Source organism: Streptomyces sp. 891-h, assembly GCF_022760275.1.
Classification (GTDB): Bacteria; Actinomycetota; Actinomycetes; order Streptomycetales; family Streptomycetaceae; genus Streptomyces; species Streptomyces spirodelae.
In genome coordinates, this window is the sequence record NZ_CP050693.1 from 291,196 (window position 1) to 311,778 (window position 20,583).

16 protein-coding genes and 1 pseudogene are annotated in these 20,583 nt (G+C 71.0%); 11 read left to right on the plus strand and 6 right to left on the minus strand.

Going from position 1 to position 20,583, the window contains the following annotated elements; translation table 11 throughout:
* Window positions 1–163 precede the first annotated feature (163 nt).
* Window positions 164–1,264, plus strand: coding sequence for an ATP-binding cassette domain-containing protein (locus tag HC362_RS01345; protein WP_347568405.1), 1,101 nt, complete (start codon window positions 164–166; stop codon window positions 1,262–1,264).
* Complete coding sequence (locus HC362_RS01350; RefSeq protein ID WP_243081907.1) at window positions 1,261–2,199, plus strand: ABC transporter permease; 939 nt, start codon at window positions 1,261–1,263, stop codon at window positions 2,197–2,199. The genes HC362_RS01345 and HC362_RS01350 overlap by 4 nt, the downstream gene beginning before the upstream one ends.
* 46 nt (window positions 2,200–2,245) lie before the next feature.
* Here HC362_RS01350 and HC362_RS01355 read toward each other — a convergent pair whose 3' ends face one another.
* Genes HC362_RS01355 through HC362_RS01365 form a run of 3 tightly spaced genes read right to left on the minus strand, consistent with a single transcriptional unit; the run spans window position 2,246 to window position 6,031 of the window.
* Window positions 2,246–4,696, minus strand: a complete 2,451-nt coding sequence (locus HC362_RS01355; protein WP_243081909.1) for an FtsX-like permease family protein — start codon at window positions 4,694–4,696, stop codon at window positions 2,246–2,248.
* Window positions 4,697–4,700: 4 nt separating this feature from the next.
* Window positions 4,701–5,510: an ABC transporter ATP-binding protein gene (locus tag HC362_RS01360; protein WP_243081911.1), complete on the minus strand. Its 810-nt coding sequence runs from the start codon at window positions 5,508–5,510 to the stop codon at window positions 4,701–4,703.
* Window positions 5,507–6,031, minus strand: a complete 525-nt coding sequence (locus HC362_RS01365) for a PadR family transcriptional regulator (protein ID WP_209263949.1) — start codon at window positions 6,029–6,031, stop codon at window positions 5,507–5,509. The genes HC362_RS01360 and HC362_RS01365 overlap by 4 nt, the downstream gene beginning before the upstream one ends.
* 175 nt (window positions 6,032–6,206) lie before the next feature.
* Here HC362_RS01365 and HC362_RS01370 point away from each other — a divergent pair, with 175 nt between their 5' ends.
* From HC362_RS01370 to HC362_RS01390, 5 genes are all read left to right on the plus strand, one after another.
* Window positions 6,207–7,490 (plus strand): ABC transporter substrate-binding protein, encoded by a 1,284-nt coding sequence (locus HC362_RS01370; RefSeq protein ID WP_243081912.1) that lies wholly within the window; start codon window positions 6,207–6,209, stop codon window positions 7,488–7,490.
* A 224-nt stretch (window positions 7,491–7,714) separates the two neighbouring features.
* The gene (locus HC362_RS01375; protein WP_243081914.1) at window positions 7,715–9,391 is read left to right on the plus strand and encodes a glycoside hydrolase family 13 protein; all 1,677 of its coding nucleotides are present in this window, start codon (window positions 7,715–7,717) and stop codon (window positions 9,389–9,391) included.
* Window positions 9,388–10,722 (plus strand): ABC transporter substrate-binding protein, encoded by a 1,335-nt coding sequence (locus tag HC362_RS01380; RefSeq protein WP_243081915.1) that lies wholly within the window; start codon window positions 9,388–9,390, stop codon window positions 10,720–10,722. Before HC362_RS01375 ends, HC362_RS01380 begins: the two co-directional genes overlap by 4 nt.
* 11 nt (window positions 10,723–10,733) lie before the next feature.
* Window positions 10,734–12,128, plus strand: coding sequence for an ABC transporter permease subunit (locus tag HC362_RS01385; RefSeq protein ID WP_243081916.1), 1,395 nt, complete (start codon window positions 10,734–10,736; stop codon window positions 12,126–12,128).
* A 107-nt stretch (window positions 12,129–12,235) separates the two neighbouring features.
* Entirely contained in the window at window positions 12,236–13,063 is an 828-nt protein-coding gene (locus HC362_RS01390; RefSeq protein ID WP_243088307.1) for a carbohydrate ABC transporter permease, read from the plus strand.
* A gap of 138 nt (window positions 13,064–13,201) precedes the next feature.
* Here the strand turns inward: HC362_RS01390 and HC362_RS01395 are convergent, their stop codons facing one another.
* Window positions 13,202–14,080 carry an alpha/beta hydrolase gene (locus HC362_RS01395; RefSeq protein WP_243081918.1) on the minus strand — a complete coding sequence of 293 codons (879 nt, stop codon included), beginning with the start codon at window positions 14,078–14,080 and terminating at the stop codon, window positions 13,202–13,204.
* Between the two features lie 130 nt (window positions 14,081–14,210).
* Here HC362_RS01395 and HC362_RS01400 point away from each other — a divergent pair, with 130 nt between their 5' ends.
* The gene (locus HC362_RS01400) at window positions 14,211–16,154 is read left to right on the plus strand and encodes an AfsR/SARP family transcriptional regulator (protein ID WP_243081919.1); all 1,944 of its coding nucleotides are present in this window, start codon (window positions 14,211–14,213) and stop codon (window positions 16,152–16,154) included.
* Between the two features lie 85 nt (window positions 16,155–16,239).
* Here the strand turns inward: HC362_RS01400 and HC362_RS01405 are convergent, their stop codons facing one another.
* On the minus strand, window positions 16,240–17,358 hold the full coding sequence (locus tag HC362_RS01405) for a serine hydrolase domain-containing protein (protein ID WP_243081920.1): 1,119 nt from the start codon (window positions 17,356–17,358) through the stop codon (window positions 16,240–16,242).
* A 220-nt stretch (window positions 17,359–17,578) separates the two neighbouring features.
* On the opposite strand from HC362_RS01405, the gene HC362_RS01410 reads away from it, so the two are divergent.
* The gene (locus HC362_RS01410; protein WP_243081921.1) at window positions 17,579–18,250 is read left to right on the plus strand and encodes a helix-turn-helix domain-containing protein; all 672 of its coding nucleotides are present in this window, start codon (window positions 17,579–17,581) and stop codon (window positions 18,248–18,250) included.
* Between the two features lie 15 nt (window positions 18,251–18,265).
* On the opposite strand, the gene HC362_RS01415 is transcribed toward HC362_RS01410, so the two are convergent.
* Window positions 18,266–19,021 carry a TetR/AcrR family transcriptional regulator gene (locus HC362_RS01415; protein ID WP_243081924.1) on the minus strand — a complete coding sequence of 252 codons (756 nt, stop codon included), beginning with the start codon at window positions 19,019–19,021 and terminating at the stop codon, window positions 18,266–18,268.
* A 187-nt stretch (window positions 19,022–19,208) separates the two neighbouring features.
* On the opposite strand from HC362_RS01415, the gene HC362_RS01420 reads away from it, so the two are divergent.
* Both HC362_RS01420 and HC362_RS01425 read left to right on the plus strand, forming a co-directional pair.
* Window positions 19,209–20,171, plus strand: coding sequence for a zinc-dependent alcohol dehydrogenase family protein (locus tag HC362_RS01420; RefSeq protein ID WP_243081925.1), 963 nt, complete (start codon window positions 19,209–19,211; stop codon window positions 20,169–20,171).
* Window positions 20,172–20,232: 61 nt separating this feature from the next.
* Window positions 20,233–20,496, plus strand: a pseudogene (locus tag HC362_RS01425) (NAD(P)-dependent oxidoreductase); the annotation flags it as partial.
* Between the last annotated feature and the right edge of the window lie 87 nt (window positions 20,497–20,583).

Consider the following 20,583-nt stretch of genomic DNA (forward strand, 5'->3'; position numbering starts at 1 on the left):
GGCCGGATGCGAAGTAGGACCGTCACAAGAGCGCCGTATGCATCGACGCACCAATTGCGTATGACCGCCACGAGTGCATCTGCGCCGCGGCAGGGATGCCGCCGGCCGCGCTGGGAAGCCCTCCTGAGGACTGCATCCCCCGGCAAGAGGAGGGCGGGAGCCGGTGGCCGACAGCACGTACGCCGTTCAGGCACGCGGGCTGGTCAAGACGTACCCGCACGGAGGCAGCGGCGGCACACCGGTCGAGGCGGTGCGCGGAGTGGACCTGGAGGTGGCCGACGGCGAGACCTTCGGGTTCCTGGGGCCGAACGGTGCGGGAAAGACGACCACCATCGCCATGCTGTGCGCGCTCGCCGTCCCCACGGCCGGACGCGCGTGGGTGCACGGCGCAGATGTGGCGGCCGAGGCCGGGCTCGTACGGCAGCGCGTGGGCTATCTGTTCCAGACCAGCTCGCTGGACGACGGTATGACGGCGCGGCAGAACCTGTATGTGCACGCGCGTCTGTACGGGCTCTCCCGGCGGTACGCACGCCGGCGCGTCGCCCGGCTCCTGGAGCTTGCCGGAGTGGCGGAGCGGGCCCGGCAGCCGGTGCGCACGTACTCCGGGGGCATGCGGCGCAGGCTCGAGATCGCGAGAGGGCTGCTGCACCAGCCCAGGGTGCTGTTCCTGGACGAGCCCACCGTGGGGCTCGACCCGCACGCCAGAGCCCAGATCTGGGAGCACCTCAACTCGCTGCCCGGACGCACGCCCCCGGGCGGTCGGCGCACCACGCTGTTCGTCACCACGCACTACCTCGATGAGGCCGAGAACTGCGACCGCATCGCCATCATCGACCAGGGCCGCATCGTCGTCTCCGGCACTCCGGAGCGTCTGAAAGCCGCCATCGGGCGGGACCAGCTGCACCTGCGGACCGACGACAACGCCGCGGTGTGTGAGGTGGCGCGGAACATCCCGGAGCTGCGCGAGGCACTCGCGTCTCAGGGGCCTCCCGGTCCGTCCGATCCGGCCAAGTCGGTGGCCCCGCCCGGCGGCGAGGGGGTCGCCCTGCGCGTCCGTGAAGCGAGTGCCTGGCTCCCCCGGCTGTGCGCTGCCCTCGCTCAGCGGGGCGTCACCGTGTACGCGGCAACGGCGACGCCGCCGACGCTGGACGATGTGTTCTTCCACCACACCGGCCGAAACATCAGCGTGGACCCGACGGCAGCGCCTGCCCTTGGCGGACCGGTCGAAGCGCCGCCCCCTGGCGGACGGGAGCAGCCCTCATGAGCGCCGAGCCGGCGTCCCGCACTCCACCCACCCCCGCACCCACCGCGACAGCCGCCAAGGGAGCCGGAGGCCCGACCGGCGGGGGGTTCGAACCGGCCGACGCGCTCACCGGCCCGGACCCTGTTCCCGGTTCAGCGCTGCGCCGCGAACTGCGTGCGGCACACGCCCTGGTGTACCGGGAGTGCCTGCGGCTGCTGTCCCTGCGCCTGCACACGGTGATCATTGTGCTGGAGCCCGCTGTCTATCTGGTGGCGCTCGGGGGCGGGCTGTCCGGTCTGATCCCGTCCGAGACCGTGGGCGGCGACTACAAGACGTTCCTGTTCCCGGGCATCCTCGCCATCGCTGTGCAGGCTCCCGCCATGTCCGTCGGCATCCGCCTCATCATGGACAGGGAGAACGGCTACCTGCGCGAGACGCTGATGGCTCCGGTGCGCCGCTCGACACTGCTGTGCGGACACTGCCTGGGCGGCACCCTGATGGCCACAGCCCAGGGGGCCATGCTGCTGCTGGTCTCCGGTGCCGTCGGGATCCCCTACCGGCCCGTGCTGTTCCTCCTGTTGATGCTGGGCATGGTGGTGACCGCATTCGCCTACACCACGTTCACCCTGGCTCTGGCGGTGCACATCCGCCGCGTCGAGACGTTCAACACTCTGCTGGGGCTGGTGACCATGCCCCTGCTCTTCCTCTCCGGCGTCTTCTTCCCGCTCACGGCGCTTCCGCGGTGGCTGGCCGTGCCCGCCGCACTGAATCCGCTGTCCTACGCCGTCGACGCGATGCGGCGCTGCATCGCCGGACAGGTCCCGGGGCTCACCGCCCCCAAGGGCCCGGCCTGGGCGGGCCGGCAGCTCCCCGTACCGCTGGAATGGGGCCTCCTGGCAGCACTGGGCACCGGCGCACTCTGCTGGGCGGCATACCGGTTCGGCCGCCCTGAATGAGGGCCACGGCCACCCACGCCAGTGGCCGCTCGGGGCGCGGAGCCGCTCAGAGGGAGTCGCCGAGGGTGTCGGCCAGTCGCTGCCGTACGGCGCGTGACGCCGGGAGCAGGGAAACGGCGACGGCGCCCGCCACCGCTGCGGCCACCAGCAGCAACAGGGCAGCGAGCGGGGGCTGTTGGGCGATCCCGGCGCCGATACCGCTGGAGCGGCCCTGCAGGTCGATCAGCCATCCCGACGCGATGACCCCGGCCGCCGTTCCGACCAGGGCGGCGGCTAGGGCGGTGAAGCCGGTCCCGGCCACGATCACCGCGATGATCTGCCGCGGCGTCAGCCCGATGGCCTTGAGGGCGAGCAGATCCCGGCGGCGTTCCCGTACGCCCGCGGCGATCGTCGTCGACAGCTCGGCCAGACCGATCAGCGCCAGCACCGTGACAAGACCGCCCAGCACCCCGCGTACGGAATGGAGTTCCTGCACCGGATTGGGGATCTCGCGCACGTCCAGCCGGCCGTCCGCCCCCGACGACAGTTCGGCGGCCACGGCAGCGGGATCGGCGTCCTCGTCCAGGACGAGGTTGTAGAAGCCGGGGCTCAGCGTGCTGTCGCCCTCGCGCAGCGTGTCGAGCGGGGTCGAGAGCACCCGGCCGTCCTCCTCCGGCTCGATGCTGCGCCCGACGATGTGCAGCACCTGCGGGTCGCCGCCGACCGTCACCCGCACCCAGTCCCCGACCCGCACGTCCAGCAGGTCCAACAGCCCTTGCCCGGCGACCGCCTCGTGGGATCTGTCCGCGGCGCGCCCCTCGGCGATGGTGAAGGGGTAGGGGTCACGGTCCGTGCCGAGGCCGCGGAGCGTGATCGTGCCGGTCTGGCCGGGCACCAGCGCCTTGACCTCGTCCCCCGGGTAGGCCGCGGTCACCTTCGGCTGGTCGGCGAGCATCCCCCGTACGGCGGCGGCGTCGAGCCCGTCGCCGCGCACGGTGAGCGCGGCGGGGATGCCCGCCCTCTCCGGATGGTGCTCCAGACGGTCGAGGGTGGTCCATGCCCCGAGGACGATCGTGATCAGCAGCAGGGGCACGGCCAGCCGCCCGACAGCGGCGCAGGACCGGGCCCGGGAATGGAAGGCACCTCGCCAGCCGAGGACGAGGGCAGGCGGCAGCCGGAGCCCGAGGGCGCGCCGTACCGTGCCGGGCATCCGCCGGACGGCGGGCATCGCAGCGCGGGCGACCGGTACGGGCGATACGCGGCCGGCCCGCCAGGCGGCCAGCGCGGTCGTACCGACGATGAGGAGCAGCGCGCCGAGCGGGATCGCGAGCGGTACCCAGGTGTGGGCCGGAAGCGCCTGCCACAGCCGCATCGCCTCGCCGAGCCGTCCCGGCATCCGTGGGCCGAGGACCTCGGTGAGCACGGCACCGCAGGCCACGCCGAGCAGGGCGAGCGCCGCGTGCTCGACGAGGAAGGTGCGGATGAGCTGGCCGGGCGTGAAGCCGATCGCCTTGAGGATCGCGATGTCCCGCAGGTGGCCCCGGATGCGGGTGCTGATGGCTCCGGCCACGGCGAGCGCGGCGGCGAGCAGCGCGCTGAGGCCGAACAGTCCGAGGAGCAGCCCGAGGAGCCGACCGCCGCCCTCGGCGTCGTCCCGCGCCTGCTGCCAGGTGGAGACGGAGACGATCTGGTTGTCGCCCAGTTCGGTGACTGCCCGCTGGATCGCGAAGTCGGTGTCCTCGGGGTCGTCCAGCCGCAGCCCGATCGTCTGCCCGCGCTGGTCGGCCTCCGTCCCGAGGCGGTGCATGGCGCCCGGCAGCACCCAGCCGATGCCGGGGGTGCGGCCCGGGCTGTACCGGTCCTCGGCGGTCTCCGCGACGCCGGACACGCGCAGGGCGTGGGCGGCGCCGTCGGAGCCTCGAACGTGCAGCACGTCGCCGGGTTCGGCCCACAGGGCGCGGGCGAGCGAGCTCTCCAGCACGATGCCGTCGACAGCTCCCGCCGCGTCGCGGTCTGCGGAGTCGGCACCGGCCGGCCCCTCGGCGGGGGCGCGTGCGGACGCAGCCTCAGCAGGAGCGTGCGCGGCCGCAGCCCCGGCACGGGCGTGCGCGGACGCAGCCCCGGCGGCGGCCGGTGCTTTCTGCTCGGGCCAGCGGCCCTCGGTCATCAGGGGACGGGCCACCTTCGGGGGTTCGGCTCCCGCCGCGCGGAGCTGGACCCTCGCCTTGGCGCCGTCGAGTTCCACGGTGGTGACGGCGGTGCGGAACGGTCCGGAGGCGGACTCGACCCCGTCCAGCCCGGCCAGCGCCTTGGCGTCGGCCCCCGCCGTGGTCTGGATCCACACATGGGCGCCGGTGGACTCGGTGAACACCCGCTGCCAGGGACTCGCCCCGTAGGCGAGGAAGGCGCCCGACAGCAGCAGCGAGACGATGACCCCGGCCGTGGCGAGGACCAGGAACAGCGCCTCGCCCCGGTGCGCCCGCAGATCGGCGCGGACCCAGCGCGCCGTGGCCCGCACCGCCTCAGCCCTTCAGTTCGAGCGTGCCGGACACGCCGCCCTTGGCTCGGCCCGGCCGGGCTCCGCCGCCGAGCGCCGCGTCGTCGACTATGCGGCCGTCGAAGAGGCTGATCACCCGGTCGGCGGCGCTGGCCACCCGGGCGTCGTGGGTGACAAGCACGATGGTCTGGCCGCGCTGGTGGTAGCGGGACAGCAGCCTCAGCACCTCGCGGGTGCCCTTGCTGTCGAGGCTGCCGGCGGGCTCGTCGGCCAGCAGCAGGCTGGAGTGGTTGACCAGCGCGCGAGCGAGCGCGACACGCTGCTGCTCGCCCCCGGACAGCTCGCCGGGGGTGCTGTTCTCCTTGCCCTCCAGACCGAGGTCGGCGAGCAGCTCGGCGCGTCTGGCGCGGGCCTGGCGCGGGCTGCTTCCGGCCAGCAGCGCGGGCAGCTCGACGTTGTCGGCCACCGTCAGGTGGGAGATGAGGTTGAAGAACTGGAAGACGATACCGACGTGGCGGCGGCGCAGCACGGCCCAGCGTGCCTCGCTGTAGGTGTCGACCCGCTCACCCTCCAGCCAGATGCGCCCGCTGTCCGGTTTGTGCAGTCCGCCCAGCAGGTGGAGCAGGGTGGACTTGCCGGCCCCGGACGGGCCGGTGATGGCGACGAATTCGCCGCGCTCGATCTGCAGATCCACACCTTGTACGGCCTTGACGGGGGTGCCGGACTCGGTGCGGTGGGTCTTGACCAGCCCCTCGGCCGAGACGACGAGGTCGGCGGCGGCCGATATGCCCCCCGCGTCGTCGGCGGCAGGGGCCTCACGGGCCTCGCGGCTCATTCCAGCTCCTCCAGCTGTTCCAGCTCCTCCTGGCAGCGCTCGAGCCAGTCGAGGTCCGCCTGGAGGTGCAGCATCGCCCCCTCGACGAGCAGCTGCGCGACCCGGTTGTCCCGGTCCTCGGCCGCGGAGAGCTTGGAGAGATCACGCATGGCGTTGAGGTAGTGACGACGCTGCTTGTTGATGAGGTCGACCTGGTCGGCCATCCCGGTGCCGGGGGCGACGGCGAGCTTCATGAAGAACTCGTCCCGCACCCGCGGCTCCTCGGTCGGCTCGTCGAACCACGCGGCCACCGCTTCCCGTCCCGCGTCCGTGAGCTGGTAAGTGCGCTTGTTCGGCCGGCTCGACTGTGCGATGTCCTCGCCTTCGATGAGTCCGGCCTTCTCGAGCCTGCCGAGGGTGACGTAGACCTGCCCGATGTTGGGCTGAGGGTACGCGGCGCCCAGGAGCTTCTCAAGGGCCTGCTTGAGTTCGTATCCGTGGGCCGGGCCTCTGGCGAGCAGCGCCAGGAGGGACAGCCGCATGCTCGCCCTCCTCTCCGGCCACCGTTACCTTCTCGTTAGCTGCCCAGCCCCTGCCTGTGAGCCGGATCGCCCCTGTATTGTCCAGGATGTTTAGTATCCCGCATACCTAACAGCTATGCAGGGGGCGCGGACGCCGACGCGGGCGGGTCGACGCCGGTGTGCGAAGGAGGAACCTATGCGGTGGAAACGGGCCGCGGGTAGGGGACTCCTGGCTGCCGTGCTGATCCTGGTTGGCTACACGGGGACCGGCGCCGGAGCCCGCGACGCGACGGTCGGCGGCTCCGGTACGGGGCGCGGACCGCTGACGGTGGTCACGGGCGGAGACCTGACCGGCTATCTGCGCGGAGTCCTGGACGACTGGAACCGTCAGCGGCCGGCCGAGAAGGTCACCCTGGTCGAGCTGCCGGACGCCGCGGACGAGGTCCGCGCGCAGCTGGCTTCGAGCCTCCGGTCGGGCAGCGACCGCTACGACGTGCTCAACATCGACGTGGCCTGGACCTCCGAGTTCGCCGCCGCCGGCTGGATCGCTCCGCTGAACGCCGACCGCTTCCCCCTCGAGCACTTCCTGCCTCCCGTGGTGGACACCGCCACCTTCCGCGGCCGACTGTACGCGCTGCCGTACGTCACGAACGCGGGCCTGCTCTATTACCGCAAGGACATCCTGGACAAGGAGGGCAAGGCCCCGCCGCGCACCTGGGCCGAGCTGGAGCGGCTCGCGAAGACGGTGGCGCCGAAGTACGGCCTGGAGGGTTACGCGGGGCAGTTCCTGCCGTACGAAGGGCTCACGGTCAACGCGTCGGAGGTCATGAGGTCGGCGGGCGGCACCCTCCTCGCGGACGAGGGGAAGCGGGTCACCGTCGACTCCCCGGCAGCGCGGAAGGGCATCGGCTTTCTGGCCCGGGGCGTACGGGAGGGCTGGATCCCGAAGGAGGCCCTCACCTACAAGGAGGAGGAGTCCCGGCAGGCCTTCGAGGACGGGAAACTGCTCTTCCTGCGCAACTGGCCGTACGTCCAGGGGACAGCGGCCGCGAGCGACTCGAAGGTCGCGGGGAAGTTCGGGGTCGTGCCGCTGCCCGGCTCCCACGGGGCGGCGGCCGGGGTGCTGGGCGGCTCGAATCTCGCCGTCAACGCACGGTCCGAGCACAAGGAGTCGGCCGCCGATCTGCTCGACTACCTGACGAGTGAGCACATCCAGCGGCGCGTCCTCACCGAGGGCGCCCTGCCGCCGGTATGGGCCGGCGTTTACAAGGATCCCGCGCTGGTGCGCCGGTATCCGTATCTGCCGACGCTGCGCAAGAGCGTACTCGCGGCCAAGCCGAGGCCCAAGAGCCGCAGGTACGAGCAGGTGAGCCTGGCCGTGCAGGCGGTCGTGTACGACGCGATGGCGCAGCGGGTGACGCCCGGGCAGGCGGTGGCGCGGCTCGAACGGGAGCTCCAGGAGATCGTCCGCCGCGGCTGAACGGATCCCTGCCGGCTCTCCCGCCGGATCCGGTCCCACTCCGAATCGCGTACTTACTTGTTAAGTAGAGCCGTCGCGTTCTCCTGCCTCGAAAATCCGGTGCAAATACGGGCAAGTCGCACAGGTTTCCGGGTGGTTACGAGCAAACTCATTGACACCTGCGTGAAATTCCTACATAACAAGCATGCACAACGTCGGAACACTCGATGAGACAGGCACCACGCATGCACACAGCCATGGCCGTCACCACCCAGCACTGGTGGCGGGATGCGGTGATCTACCAGGTCTACGTCCGCAGCTTCCTCGACAGCACCGGGGACGGCGTCGGCGACCTGGCCGGAGTCCGCGCCGGACTCCCGTACCTCAAGAAGCTGGGCGTCGACGGGATCTGGCTCAGCCCCTTCTACCCCTCGCCGCACCACGACCATGGCTACGACGTCGCCGACTACCGGGGCGTCGACCCGCTCTTCGGGGACCTGGACGAGTTCGACCGTCTGGTCACGGACGCCCACCGGCTCGGCGTGAAGGTCGTCATCGACATCGTTCCGAACCACTGCTCCAGCGAGCACCCGTGGTTCCGCGCCGCACTGGCGGACCGTCCCGGCGGCCCCGCTCGCTCCCGCTTCCACTTCGCCGACGGACGCGGAGCGGACGGCGAACTGCCGCCCAACAACTGGCGGGCCATGTTCGGCGGCCCCGCCTGGTCCCGGATCACCGAGCCGGACGGCGAGCCGGGCCAGTGGTACCTCCACCTGTTCACCCCGGACCAGCCCGACCTCAACTGGCGTGACCCGGCGGTCGGCCGCGAGTTCGGCGACGTGCTGCGCTTCTGGCTCGACCGCGGCGTCGACGGCTTCCGCATCGATGTCGCCGCGGGCCTGTTCAAGCACCCCGAACTCCCCGACTCCCCCGACCCGGAGGCCGACGAGCGCGCCCGCGACTCGGTCAACCCGCTGGCCTGGAACCAGCCCGAGGTGCACCAGGTGTGGCGTGACTGGCGCGCGGTGTGCGACGAGTACACCGCCCGCGACGGCCTCGACCGGCTGCTGGTCGGCGAGGTGTCCGTGCCGACCGCCCGCGAGCACGCCATGTACGTACGCCCCGACGAGCTGCACCAGGCGTTCTTCTTCGACCTGTTGAGTGCCGAATGGGACGTGGATGCCTTCCGGAAGGCCATCTCCGAGGCGCTCACCGACATCGCGGGCACCGGCTCCACCGTCACCTGGGTGCTCAACAACCACGACCAGGTCAGGACCGTCACCCGGTACGCCGGGGAGAGCACCACAGTCGGCCCCGCCCGCGCCCGGGCCGCGGCCCTGCTGATGCTCGCACTGCCCGGTGCCGCCTACATCTACCAGGGCGAGGAGCTGGGTCTGCCCGAGGTGGTCGACCTGCCCGACGAGGTGCTCACCGACCCCATCTTCCGCAGGACCGGCTCGCGCCGGCGCGTCCGTGACGGCTGCCGGGTGCCACTGCCGTGGTCCGGCCACGCCTCCCCGTTCGGCTTCACCGCCGCCGACAGCACGGCCCAGCCGTGGCTGCCGCAGCCCGAGTGGTTCGCCGAGCACGCCACCGAGCGGGCGCTGGCCGACACCCGCTCCTTCTGGCACCTCTACCGCGACGGGCTCCAGCTGCGCCGCAGCCTGCCACAGCTGGGCGAGGGCAGCCTGCGCTGGCTGGAGACCGAGCCTGAGGTCCTGGCCTTCGTACGCGGCGAAAGCCTGGTCTGCGCCGTCAACTTCGGCCTCGATCCCGTACCGGCGCCCGTCGCCGGCACTCCGCTGCTCGCCAGCCGGGACTGCCCGCCGGGCGTCCTTCCCGGGTCCACCGCCGCCTGGTGGATCAGCGACCTGTCCACCCGCTCCACCGACTCCAACTCCCAGGAGGGGAACACACCATGACCAACACCAGCACCAGACGACGGGTAGCGACGGCCACGGCGCTCACGCTCGGCCTCGCCCTGACCGCCACCGCCTGCGGCTCGGGCGACGACGACGCCGGGTCCGGCTCGCAGGAGCTCAAGGGCCAGACGGTCACGGTCGCCGGAGTGTGGACCGGCACCGAGCAGAAGAACTTCCAGAAGGTGCTGGACGCCTTCTCCGAGAAGACCGGCGCCAAGACCAAGTTCATCTCCACCGGCGACAACGTCTCCACCGTCGTCGGCAGCAAGATCGAGGGCGGCAACGCGCCCGACGTCGTCATGGTGCCGCAGCCCGGGGTGCTCAAGCAGTTCGCGAACAAGGGCTGGCTGCAGCCGCTGTCCACCAAGGTCCGCGACGAGACCAAGAGCAACCTCGCCCCGGTGTGGCGGGACTACGGCACCGTGGACGGCAAGTACTACGGCCTCTACTTCAAGGCGTCCAACAAGTCGACCGTCTGGTACAGCCCGGACGCTCTCTCCCAGGCCGGGGTGCAGCCCCCCAAGAGCTGGAAGGAGATGCTGAAGGCCGGCAAGACGATATCCGAGTCCGGGCTGCCCGCCTTCTCGGTCGCGGGTGAGGACGGCTGGACCCTCACCGACTGGTTCGAGAACGTCTACCTCTCCCAGGCCGGCCCCGAGAAGTACAAGCAGCTCGCCGAGCACAAGATCTCCTGGACCGACCCGACCGTCGTGAAGGCCCTGACCACGCTCGCCGAGCTGTTCAAGGACAAGAACCTGGTCGCCGGCGGCAGCAAGGGCGCGCTGCGCACCACCTTCCCGGAGTCCGTCGAGCAGGTCTTCGGCGACAACCCCAAGGCCGGAATGGTCTACGAGGGCGACTTCGTGGGCGCCAGCATCTCCGGCGACCTGAAGAAGAAGGTCGGCACGGACGCCAAGTTCTTCCCGTTCCCCGCGGTCAAGGGCGGCAAGCCGCCGGTGGTCGGCGGCGGTGACGCGGCCGCGGTCATCAAGGCAGGAAAGCACCGCAAGGCCGGGATGAAGCTGCTCGAGTTCCTGGCGACGCCCGAGGCGGCCGAGGTCTGGGCCGGGACGGGAGGCTTCCTCTCCCCCAACAAGAACGTGAAGCTCTCGGCCTACCCGGACGACGTCACCCGGCAGACCGCCAAGTCGCTGGTCGAGGCCGGGAACACGGTCCGGTTCGACATGTCCGACCAGGCCCCGGCCGCCTTCGGCGGCACCAAGGGCACGGGTGAGTGGAAGCTGCTGCAGGACTTCCTGCGCGACCCGTCCGACCCCAAGGCCACGGCCCGCAAGCTCGAGGCCGCCGCGGCCAAGGCGTACAAGGGCTGAGGAACGTACGGATGCCAGCCACCCCTGTGAAGGCTCCCGCCGGCCCGGCACCGCTGCCGGGCCGGGCGGGGCCGGGCACCACTGAGCCCAAGGACAGTCCACGCCGCCGGGCCGACCGCCGACGGCGCCTGGTCGCTCTGCTCTTCCTGCTGCCCGCGCTGCTGCTGCTCGGCGCGCTCGTCGCGTACCCGATCCTCTTCACGGTCGGGCGCAGTCTCTTCGACGCCTCGGGCACGCGCTTCGTCGGCGCCGAGAACTACACGGAGATGTTCGACGACCCGGCGACGCTGAAGGCGATCCGCAACACCGCCATCTGGGTCCTGGTCGCGCCGGCGCTGCTGACCGGCCTCGGGCTGGTCCTGGCCGTGCTGACCGAGAAGATCCGCTGGGCCACCGCTTTCAAGCTGGTGCTGTTCGTGCCGATGGCGATCTCCTTCCTCGCCACGGGCATCATCTTCCGCGTCGTCTACGAGCAGGACCCCGACCGCGGTGTGCTCAACGCGGTCGCCGTCGGTGTACACGACGCCTTCGACGAAGGCGCCCACTATCCGACAGCGCGCCCCAAGGACAGCACCGTGCTGGCCAAGGGCAAGGACGGTTCGTACACGACGAAGGAGAAGGCGTCACCCGGCAACACGGTCAATCTCGGCCTGGTCGGCGTCCCGCCCAAGGACCTGCCGAAGGACGCGGGACCCGCGCGCAAGGCGGCGAACGCCACCGCACACGGTGACGAGCTGCGCGGCGTCGTCTGGGTGGACTTCACCCTGGGCGGCGGCGGAAAGCCGGGGCAGGTGGACCCGAAGGAGAAGGGTCTGCCACAGGTCGCCATCGAGGCGGTCGACGCCAAGGGCAAGGCCGTGGCCAAGACGACCACCGCGGCCGACGGCTCGTACCACTTCAGCAAGCTGTCACCCGGCGACTACTCCATACGCCTGCCCGCCCGGACCTTCGCCGAGCCGTACACGGGCGTGGAGTGGCTCGGCCCCACACTCATCACCCCGGCGATCATCGGCGCGTACATGTGGATCTGGACCGGGTTCGCGATGGTCCTGATCGCCGCCGGGCTCGCGGCCATGCCACGGGACGTGCTGGAGGCGGCGCGGATCGACGGGGCGAGTGAGTGGCAGATCTTCCGCAAGATCACCGCGCCACTGCTGGCCCCCGTGCTCGGCGTGGTCTTCGTGACCATGGTGATCAATGTGATGAAGGTCTTCGACCTCGTCTACGTCATCGCGCCGGGGCCGGTGCAGGAGGACGCCAATGTCCTGGCGCTGCAGATGTGGCTGGTGTCCTTCGGCGGCGGCAACAACCAGGGCCTGGGCAGCGCGCTGGGTGTCCTGCTGCTGCTCCTGGTGGTGCCGGCCATGATCTTCAACATCCGACGCTTCCGCAGGAGCCAGTCATGACCGCGCTTTCCCCAACGGCTCCCTCCAAGCCATCTGGCGAGCCTTCCTCGAAGGCTTCGTCCAAGGCCCCTTCCCGGGCCGGGCGACCGGGACCCGTCGCCTGGCTGATGCGGCAGCTCAGCCGCGGCGTGGTGCAGTTGATCCTCGCGGTCGTCGGACTCCTGTGGCTGGCCCCGGCGTTCGGACTGTTCGTCTCCTCGCTGCGGCCGGACCAGGAAAACGCCTCCTCCGGCTGGTGGACCGCGCTCACCCACCCCGGCGACCTCACCTTCGACAACTACTCGGCGCTGCTGGACAACTCCGGCATCATCGACTCCTTCTGGAACACGGTGCTGATCTCGGTCCCCGCGACCGTGACCGTCGTCGTGGTGGCGTCCCTGGCGGGATACGCCTTCGCCTGGCTGGAGTTCCCGGGCCGCGACTGGATCTTCCTGGCCGTGGTGGGCATGCTCGTGGTGCCGATCCAGGTGGGGCTGCTGCCGGTGGCCAAGATGTTCGGCGCGGTCGGTCTCTTCGGCACGATTCCCGGAGTGATCCTCTTCCACGTCGCGTACGGATTGCCGTTCGCCGTCTTCCTGCTGCGGAACTACTTCGCGGAGATCCCCAAGGAGATGCTGGAGGCCGCCCGGACCGAGGGCTGCAGCGAGTTGCGCATCTTCACTTCGCTGGTACTGCCCCTGGGCCGGCCGGCGATCGCCTCCCTGGCGATCTTCCAGTTCCTGTGGGTGTGGAACGACATGCTGGTGGCCCTGATCTTCGCCGACAGCCAGTCGCAGCCGCTGACGGTGGCCTTGCAGTCGGAGATGCGGCAGTTCGGCAGCAACATCGGGGTACTGGCTCCCGGCGCGTTCTTGTCCCTGATCGTGCCGGTCACGGTCTTCTTCGCCTTCCAGCGGCACTTCGTGCAGGGGGTGATGGCCGGCTCTGTGAAGTGACCGGCCGGTGAGACGGCCAGGGTCGGCCGCACACCGGCAAAGTGGGCTCTCCCACGGGGGGAGAGCCCAACGGCCCCATATGAGCCGTCCCCCAAAAAGCCCCCGGTGAGTGTGGCCGCTACGGGATCATCCGGGCGGTCACCGCTTCATCAGGTCCAGGATCAGCGTGGCGATGTCCTCCGGGGCCTCCTCGGCCATGAAGTGGCCCGCCCGGGTGGTGAAGTGCTGAAGGTCGGTGATCCACGGCCGCCAGATCGCCTCGGCGTCGAACCCCAGCTGCCGGCCCCAGTCCTGCTGGACGACCGTCACCGGCATGGAGAGCCGGTTGCCGGCGTCGAGGTCGGCCTGGTCGTGTTCGATGTCGACGGTCGCGGTGGCACGGTAGTCGGCGGTGATCGACGGAACGGCGTTACGGGAGGCGCGAAGGTACTCGGCGCGTACGTCTGCCGGGATCGCGTCGGAGCCCGTGGACCAGGCGTCGAGGAAGTGGCCGAAGAACGCGTCGGCACTGCCCGCGATCATCTGCTCGGGCAGCCCGGGCGGCTGGGCCATCAGGTACAGGTGGAAGGCCACAGCGGCGCTGACTCCGTGCAGGACGTTCCAGGTGTCCAGGGTGGGAACGATGTCCAGGATGCCCAGCCGGCTGATCCGGTCCGGGTGGTCGAGCCCGGCACGGAAGGCGACGTGCGCCCCCCGGTCGTGCCCGACCAGCGCGAACCGGTCGAATCCGAGCGCGTCGGCCAGGCGGACGATGTCCTCGGCCATCGTCCGCTTCGAGTAGGTGTCCTCGGTGACCGCCTCCGGCTTGCTGCTGGCGCCGTAGCCGCGGAGGTCGGGGCAGACCACGGTGTGGTGCCTTGCCAGGAGGGGAGCGACGTGCCGCCACATCAGGTGGGTCTGGGGAAATCCGTGGAGCAGCACGACGGCCGGTCCTTCTCCCCCGACCGCCGCGTGCAGCTCCACGCCGTCCGCCACCTCGATCGACCTGGTCTCGAACCCCGGAATGCTGGTGCTCATCGTTGCCGTCTCCCTCTCCCACGCTCGTGGGTCGCTGCCGCTCACACCCGGATGCGTGAACGACAGGGATCATCCGGGAGGCGGATCAGCAGTGGATCAGCGGTGGCCCGGGACCGAGGAGAATGAGGACATGGAGATCCTCGTCAAGGTGCTCGGGCCGATCGAGGTCACGGACGCCGAGGGCCGCCCTGTACCGGTGGGCAGCAGACGCCGCCGCGAGCTGCTGGGACGGCTGGTCTCGGCCGACGGCCGGGCCGTCCCGCTTCCGGTGCTCGTCGGTGATCTCTGGGAGGATCCCCCGCAGGCAGCGGCAGGGACGGTGCGTACCTTCGTCGGCGAGCTGCGCCGCGCCCTCGAACCCGATCGCCCGCCGCGGGCCCCGTCGCTCACCATCGAGACGGTCGGAACGGGGTACGCCTTGCGGATTCCGCGCGCGAACGTCGACGTGCACCGGTTCGAGGACACCCTTCGGACGGTGCGCGAGGCGCCCAGCGGCCAGGCTGCCGGTGCGCTGAGCGAGGCGCTGTCGTGGTGGCGGGGCGAGCCGTACGCGGACCTCGACGCCTCGCCCTGGCTGACGCCGGAGCGCGCCCGGCTGACCGAGCTCCACCGTCAGGCCGTCGAGCTGCGCGCCCGGGCGATGCTCGACCTCGGGCGTGGCGCGCCGCTCGTTCCGGAGCTGGAAGCGTTCGCCACCGCGCACCCGTGGCGGGAGCGCGCCTGGGTGCTGCTCGCCCATGCGCTCTACCAATCCGGCCGCCAGGTCGACGCGCTGGCCTCGCTGCGCAACGCGCGGGCCTGCCTGCTGGACCGGTTCGGACTGGAATCGGCGGACAGCCTCGACCACCTGGAACGTGACATCCTCCGGCACGCTCCGCACCTCACGCCCGCACCCCGGGACGAGGACCGGCAGCGCCTGCTCACGCGTACGGAAGCGACGGGCACATACACCCGGCTGCGCTCGATGAGCACCGTCGCCGGGGCCGCAGCGGTCACCGGCGGCACCAACCTGGTTCTCGCCCAGGAGCAACGCGCCGCGGCAGTCGCGGAGGCGGAAAGGACCGAGGACGCCGCTCTCACCGCCCGTGTGATCACGGCGTACGACGTCCCCACCATCTGGACGCGCGCCGACGACCCCGAGCGGTCCGAGGCCCTGGTCGCGTCTGCTCGGCGCACCCTGAACCGGCTGGGGCCCGGGGCTCCCCCCGCGCTTCGGGCACGTCTCCTCGCGACCATCGCGCTGGAACACCGCGGAACCCGGGACCGCTGGGCCGCCGAGGCGGCGGACGAAGCCGAGCAACTGGCCCGGGACCTGCACGACCCCAATGCGCTGGTGCTCGCGCTCAACGCCCGATTCGTCCAGTCCTTCCAGCACCCGGGGCGCACCGGCGAGCGGGACCTGATCGCCGGTGAGGTCATCGAGCTCTCCGCGCGCCACGATCTCCCGATGTTCGAGATCCTCGGCCGGCTGATCAAGATCCAGGTCTGTGCTGCCCGCGGCGACACCGGGACCGCGGAATGCCACGCCGTGGCGGCCGAGCGGCTCGCCACCGTCCACGAGTCCCCGCTCGTTCACGTCCTCACGGCCGCTTTCCGTGCGATGCGGCTGGCACAACGGTCGAGCGATCCGGCCGAGGTCGCCCATGCCTACCGCTCCGTGGCCGGCGACCTCGCAGGCGCGGGCATGCCCGGGGTGGAGGCCGGTATCTTCCCGCTCGCGCTCCTCTCCCTCCGGATGCGCCACGGCCGCGCCGCGCCCACGGACCCCGCCCTCGACTGGGGACCCAACCGCCCCTGGGTCCGGCCCCTGCTCCACCTCGCCCGCGGCAACCCCGAAGCGGCCCGCGAGTCCGCAGCCGGCCTGCCCGAACCCCCCGCCGACCATCTGTACGACGCGCTCTGGGCCGTCAACGCGCATACGGCGAACCTGCTGGAGGACGCCTCACTCGCCGCACGAGCGCGCGACGCCCTCTCCCCGCTGCGCGGCGAGATCGCGGGCGGCACGACAGGCATACTCACCTTCGGCCCCGTCAACGACATCCTGGCCGCTCTCGATCAGCACCTCGTCCGGTAGCCACGGACTACCGGGACGGAACCGGCCATCGCGTCGGTCGTGCCCACAGCGCGGGTCCGCCGTCTTGTGGTCGTCCGGGTCCGGATCAGCCGTACATGGCCACTCGGTGGAGGGCCGCGAGCGCCTCGTCGATGGGATGCGGCTGCGGCCTGCCGGAGGGGTCGAGCCTGTTCCACCTCTGCGTGTTCACCGCGACGGCCATCCGCCGCTTGCCGTCGTCGCGGGTAATGGCCAGCGCTCCACCGCCCCAGACCGTGCCGCCGTGCCCCCAGAAGGTCCGCTGGCCGGGAGCCTCCGTCGGGTGCAGCCCGAGCCCGTAGTCGATCGTCTTCCCTTCCTGGGAGACGACCGGCACGGTGCGCTGCATCTGCGCCAGCGAGGAGGAGCTGACGATCTCGCCGGCCAGCAGCAGGCCGAAGAAGCGGTTGAGGTCCGCGACGGTCGATATCAGCGCGGCGGCCGGTCCCACCCATGACATGTCGTAGACGCTGTAGTCGCGCGGCGGGTCGATCATGCCGAACCATGCCTCGTAGAGCCGCGAGTGCGGCCCGTGGATGTGTGGTCCGGTGGGGAGTTCGGTGTCCTGAAGCCCGGCACGCTCGATGACGTTCCGGGTGATGCAGTCCTCGGCGGTGGTTCCGGTCACCTGTGCCAGGAGTTCACCGAGGAGCAGGTAGTTGGTGTTGGAGTAGACGCCCGGAGTGCCGCCCGGGGCGCCGACGGGAGGTGCGGTGACGCCCATCTCGATCAGTTCGGTGGGGTGGAACCGCGTGAACCGGTGGTCGTCCAGGCTCTGGGGCCCGGTTTCCGCGAGGTCGGGAAACGCCTTGAGCGAGTGGTAGGCGAAGGGGAGGTACTCGGCGAGGCCGCTGGTGTGGTTGATCAGCATGCGGACGGTGATCGCGTCGCCGCGTTCACCGGGGACCAGTCCGGGAAGATACCGGCTGATCGGTGTGTCGAGGCCGATCTGGCCGCTGTCGACCTGCTGCAGAACCGCGGCGGCTGTGAAGGTCTTGGTGATGCTGCCGACGCGGTGCCGCATATCGGCGGTGACGGGGCGACCGGTGTCGACGTCGGCGACCCCGGCCGCGCCGCGCCAGACCTGGTCGCCGTCGCGCACCTCGGCGAACACGCCCGGCACTCCGGCCCGGTGGACGTTCTCAAGAGCGGCGTTCAACTCGGCGCAGTCCAGTGGGTTGGTCACAGCATGCGTCCTTTCGTCTTCCCGGGAGTGAGCCCCGCGTGGGACGCCCGGCCGGGTGCGGGGGCGTGTCGCCCGGCCCGGGTGCAGGGCACGAACGACACGCCGACCGCCTGGTCCCGGCTCTGGGCGCGCTCATGTCCTCATTATGCACGCGGTGCGTGCAACACCAAGTGCTCAGCCGAGTGCATGGGCTAGGCTGAGAGCAGTCGAGAGGAGCGGAATGGCAGGCGAGACGGCAGGCCGAAGGCGATGGTCGACCGACGAGATCCTGGACGCGGCGGCACAGCTGCTGCGCTCGAGCGACGCCGAGTCGTTCAGCGTGCGCAAGCTCGCCGCGACCCTCGGGACCGACTCCTCGAGCCTCTACCGGCACTTCCGCAGCAAGACAGAGCTTCTCCGGGCCGTCGCCGACCGGATCCTCGTGTCCGCCATGGACGGCTACAGCCCCGAGGGCGACTGGAAGCAGCGCATCACCGCCCTGGCGCTGCGCGTGAGAGAGGCGTTCGGGCAGCAGCCCCAACTCGCGGCGGTCTGGGGGCGCTACGTGTCGAGCGGCACCGGTTCCCGGCTGGTCATGGAGGAGGTGCTGCAGGCCCTTCGAGCCTCAGGACTGCCCGACGAGGAGATCCCGGTGCGCTACCACCGGCTCGCGGTGCTCCTCGCCGCATTGATCGCCTCCGAAGCGGGGGTCAGCACCCTCACCCCCGAGGAACACGAACAGGGCATGGAGCTGTTCCGCGTCGCGGTACTGGGCGCGGACCCCGAACGCTTCCCGGCCCTGGCCCACTTCGCCCGTGACGTCCGCCCCCTCGGCGCGGACCGCCGCGCCGCCTTCGAAGAACTCCTCGCCGCCCACCTCGCTCACATCGAGACCGCGATCGGCCCGAGCTAGGAACGGCGACTCGACTCACGGACACGTCTCCCCAGAAGGCCCCCGGTTGGGCTCACCGGGAAGGGAGTCCGCTGTGCTCCGGGGGTACGCGAACCGCAGGCGGGGAGCCGGCGGCAGCGGCGGGGACGCTCCGGTCTCCGGCGCGGCGCCCTCCCGTGCGGCGTCCCCCGGAACGGCGCTCTCCGGAACGGCGTTCTCCGGGACGGCGCGGAACGCCTCGATCAGGTAGGCGGCGAAGCGGCGGGAGGCCGCGAGCCGGGCAGCACGCGGCACGTCCTGGACGCCCCGATGGGCCATGAGCATCAGGAGCAGGTCGTCCACGACGAAGCCAGGGCGCAACCGGCCGGCCTTCTGGGCGCGGTGGGCCAGCTCGGCGACCGCGCGCACAGCCCGCTCCCGGTCGGCGTAGAAGTCCATGGCCTCGGGAAAGGCCGTCATGAAGGCGTCGGCGAACCCCCGGCTGTGCGCGTGGAGTTCGCAGATCTGCTCGACCAGGTGGCGGAATCCCCTCCACGGGTCGGAGTCCGCGAGGGCGTCGCGGACGATGGTGTGGCAGGTCCGCCGCTGCTCGGCGAAGGTCTCCGTGATGAGGGCCCGCTTGGTCGGGAAGTGCCGGTAGAGCGTGGCGGGGCCGACCCCGGCGTGCCGGGCGACCTCTCGCATGGGCGCAACCAGTCCCTCCTCGGCGAACACCGCACGGGCCGCGTCGAGGATGCGGGCCCGGTTGTCGCGGGCGTCGGAGCGCACGAGGTGAGGCAAACGGCCGGTCATCACCTCTCACTTTAGCCAACCGGACGGGGGCGTCCGCTACGGTCCGATGACGGAGCCGCCGCCATGGCCCACCCCACAGCTGGTGAGGTCACAGCCGTCTGAGCCCGGCTCGCCCAGTGCCGCTGCGCCGCACACGGCCGTTGCGGCAGTGCCCCGTCCACCCGCCGACCGAACCCGAGGAGCCGAGATGAAAGCCGTCGTGATCAGGAAGTTCGGAAGCCCCGAAGGACTGGAGGTGATCGACTTGCCCGCGCCCGTACCCGCCCCGGGACAGGTCCTGATCGCAACGGAGGCCATTGGCGTAGGCGGCGTGGACGCCGTGATCCGCCGGCGAACGCTCGCCCACGGCTTCCAGGAGGGCCATCTCCTCGGCAGCGAGGTCGCCGGAAGCGTCACCGCGGTGGGAGAGGGCGTGGATGCCTCGTGGACGGGACGGCGGGTGTGGGCGTTCACCGGCCTCTCAGGTGGGTATGCCGAGCAGGCTGTCGCCGCTGTCGAGGACATCCTTCCGCTGCCCGACGACCTGACCTGCGCCGACGCCGTGACTCTCGGCGGCTCCGGCGTAGCCGCCCACTTCGCCCTGGACCGCGCCGGTCTCACACCTGGTACAACGCTGCTGGTACGCGGAGCGGCGGGCAGCATCGGAATCACGGCGGTCCAACTGGCAGCCAGAAGCGGCGCTGACGCGGTGGCGGTCACCACCTCCTCGGCCGAGCGCGGCGCCCGGCTGAGGGACCTGGGCGCGACCCACGTCCTCGACCGCTCCGGCCAGGGCGGCGGCCCCGACGCACCGTCGGGCTTCGACGCAGTGATCGATATCGTGGGAGGTCCCCAGCTCCCCCTTTTCCTGGACAGGTTGAACCCCAACGGACGGTATGTGGCCGTCGGCATCGTCGGCGGGCAGCCACCAGCGGACTTCGGTATGCGGCTGATGGAGAACTTCCGCCGCTCCCTGTCGTTGGCCACTTTCAGCTCCGACGCCGTGCCCGGTCCCGACAGGCAGGCCGTCCGGTCGTCCCAGTTCAGCGATGCCGCGCGGGGGAAGCTGCGCACAGTAGTGCACGAGGTGCTGCCGCTGGACCAGGCGGTGCCGGCCCACCGGAAGATGGACGCGGGCGAGGTCTTCGGCAGGATTGTGATGACTCCCTAGCCAGCGAAAGCTGACTCCCCAGCGGAAGAGCGCCGTCTCGGTGACATAGGCGCCGTTCGCCCAGCAGATCGCTGCCGACGTGGCCACATGGCTGCCTGGGTACGCCGAGCAGATCGACAGCGGCTCCTTCCCTGCCGAGGTGTCGGCCCTGGAGACCGACGCACGCGCCATGGCGCACTTGATCGAGGAGAGCGAAGCGGTGGGCGTCAACGCCGAACTGCCGAGACTGCTCAAGGCGATGGCTGACCGCTCCATCGCCGCCGGACATGGTGGTGAGCAGTACCCCGTGCTGATCGAGGAGTTCAGCAAACCCCGCAACGGGTGACCAGTAGGCGCTCGCCGAGCCGGGCGAGGTCGGTCGCCATGTGGGAGCGGGCGGCGGCGGTGGCTGCCCTCCTTCCCCCGAGTGACG

Coding starts and splice junctions, on each gene's coding strand:
- HC362_RS01350 (WP_243081907.1), top strand. CDS start 1,261: ATGAGCGCCGAGCCGGCGTCCCGCACTCCACCCACCCCCGCACCCACC.
- HC362_RS01360 (WP_243081911.1), bottom strand. CDS start 5,510: ATGAGCCGCGAGGCCCGTGAGGCCCCTGCCGCCGACGACGCGGGGGGC.
- HC362_RS01365 (WP_209263949.1), bottom strand. CDS start 6,031: ATGCGGCTGTCCCTCCTGGCGCTGCTCGCCAGAGGCCCGGCCCACGGA.
- HC362_RS01370 (WP_243081912.1), top strand. CDS start 6,207: ATGCGGTGGAAACGGGCCGCGGGTAGGGGACTCCTGGCTGCCGTGCTG.
- HC362_RS01375 (WP_243081914.1), top strand. CDS start 7,715: ATGCACACAGCCATGGCCGTCACCACCCAGCACTGGTGGCGGGATGCG.
- HC362_RS01380 (WP_243081915.1), top strand. CDS start 9,388: ATGACCAACACCAGCACCAGACGACGGGTAGCGACGGCCACGGCGCTC.
- HC362_RS01385 (WP_243081916.1), top strand. CDS start 10,734: ATGCCAGCCACCCCTGTGAAGGCTCCCGCCGGCCCGGCACCGCTGCCG.
- HC362_RS01390 (WP_243088307.1), top strand. CDS start 12,236: ATGCGGCAGCTCAGCCGCGGCGTGGTGCAGTTGATCCTCGCGGTCGTC.
- HC362_RS01395 (WP_243081918.1), bottom strand. CDS start 14,080: ATGAGCACCAGCATTCCGGGGTTCGAGACCAGGTCGATCGAGGTGGCG.
- HC362_RS01400 (WP_243081919.1), top strand. CDS start 14,211: ATGGAGATCCTCGTCAAGGTGCTCGGGCCGATCGAGGTCACGGACGCC.
- HC362_RS01410 (WP_243081921.1), top strand. CDS start 17,579: ATGGCAGGCGAGACGGCAGGCCGAAGGCGATGGTCGACCGACGAGATC.
- HC362_RS01415 (WP_243081924.1), bottom strand. CDS start 19,021: ATGACCGGCCGTTTGCCTCACCTCGTGCGCTCCGACGCCCGCGACAAC.
- HC362_RS01420 (WP_243081925.1), top strand. CDS start 19,209: ATGAAAGCCGTCGTGATCAGGAAGTTCGGAAGCCCCGAAGGACTGGAG.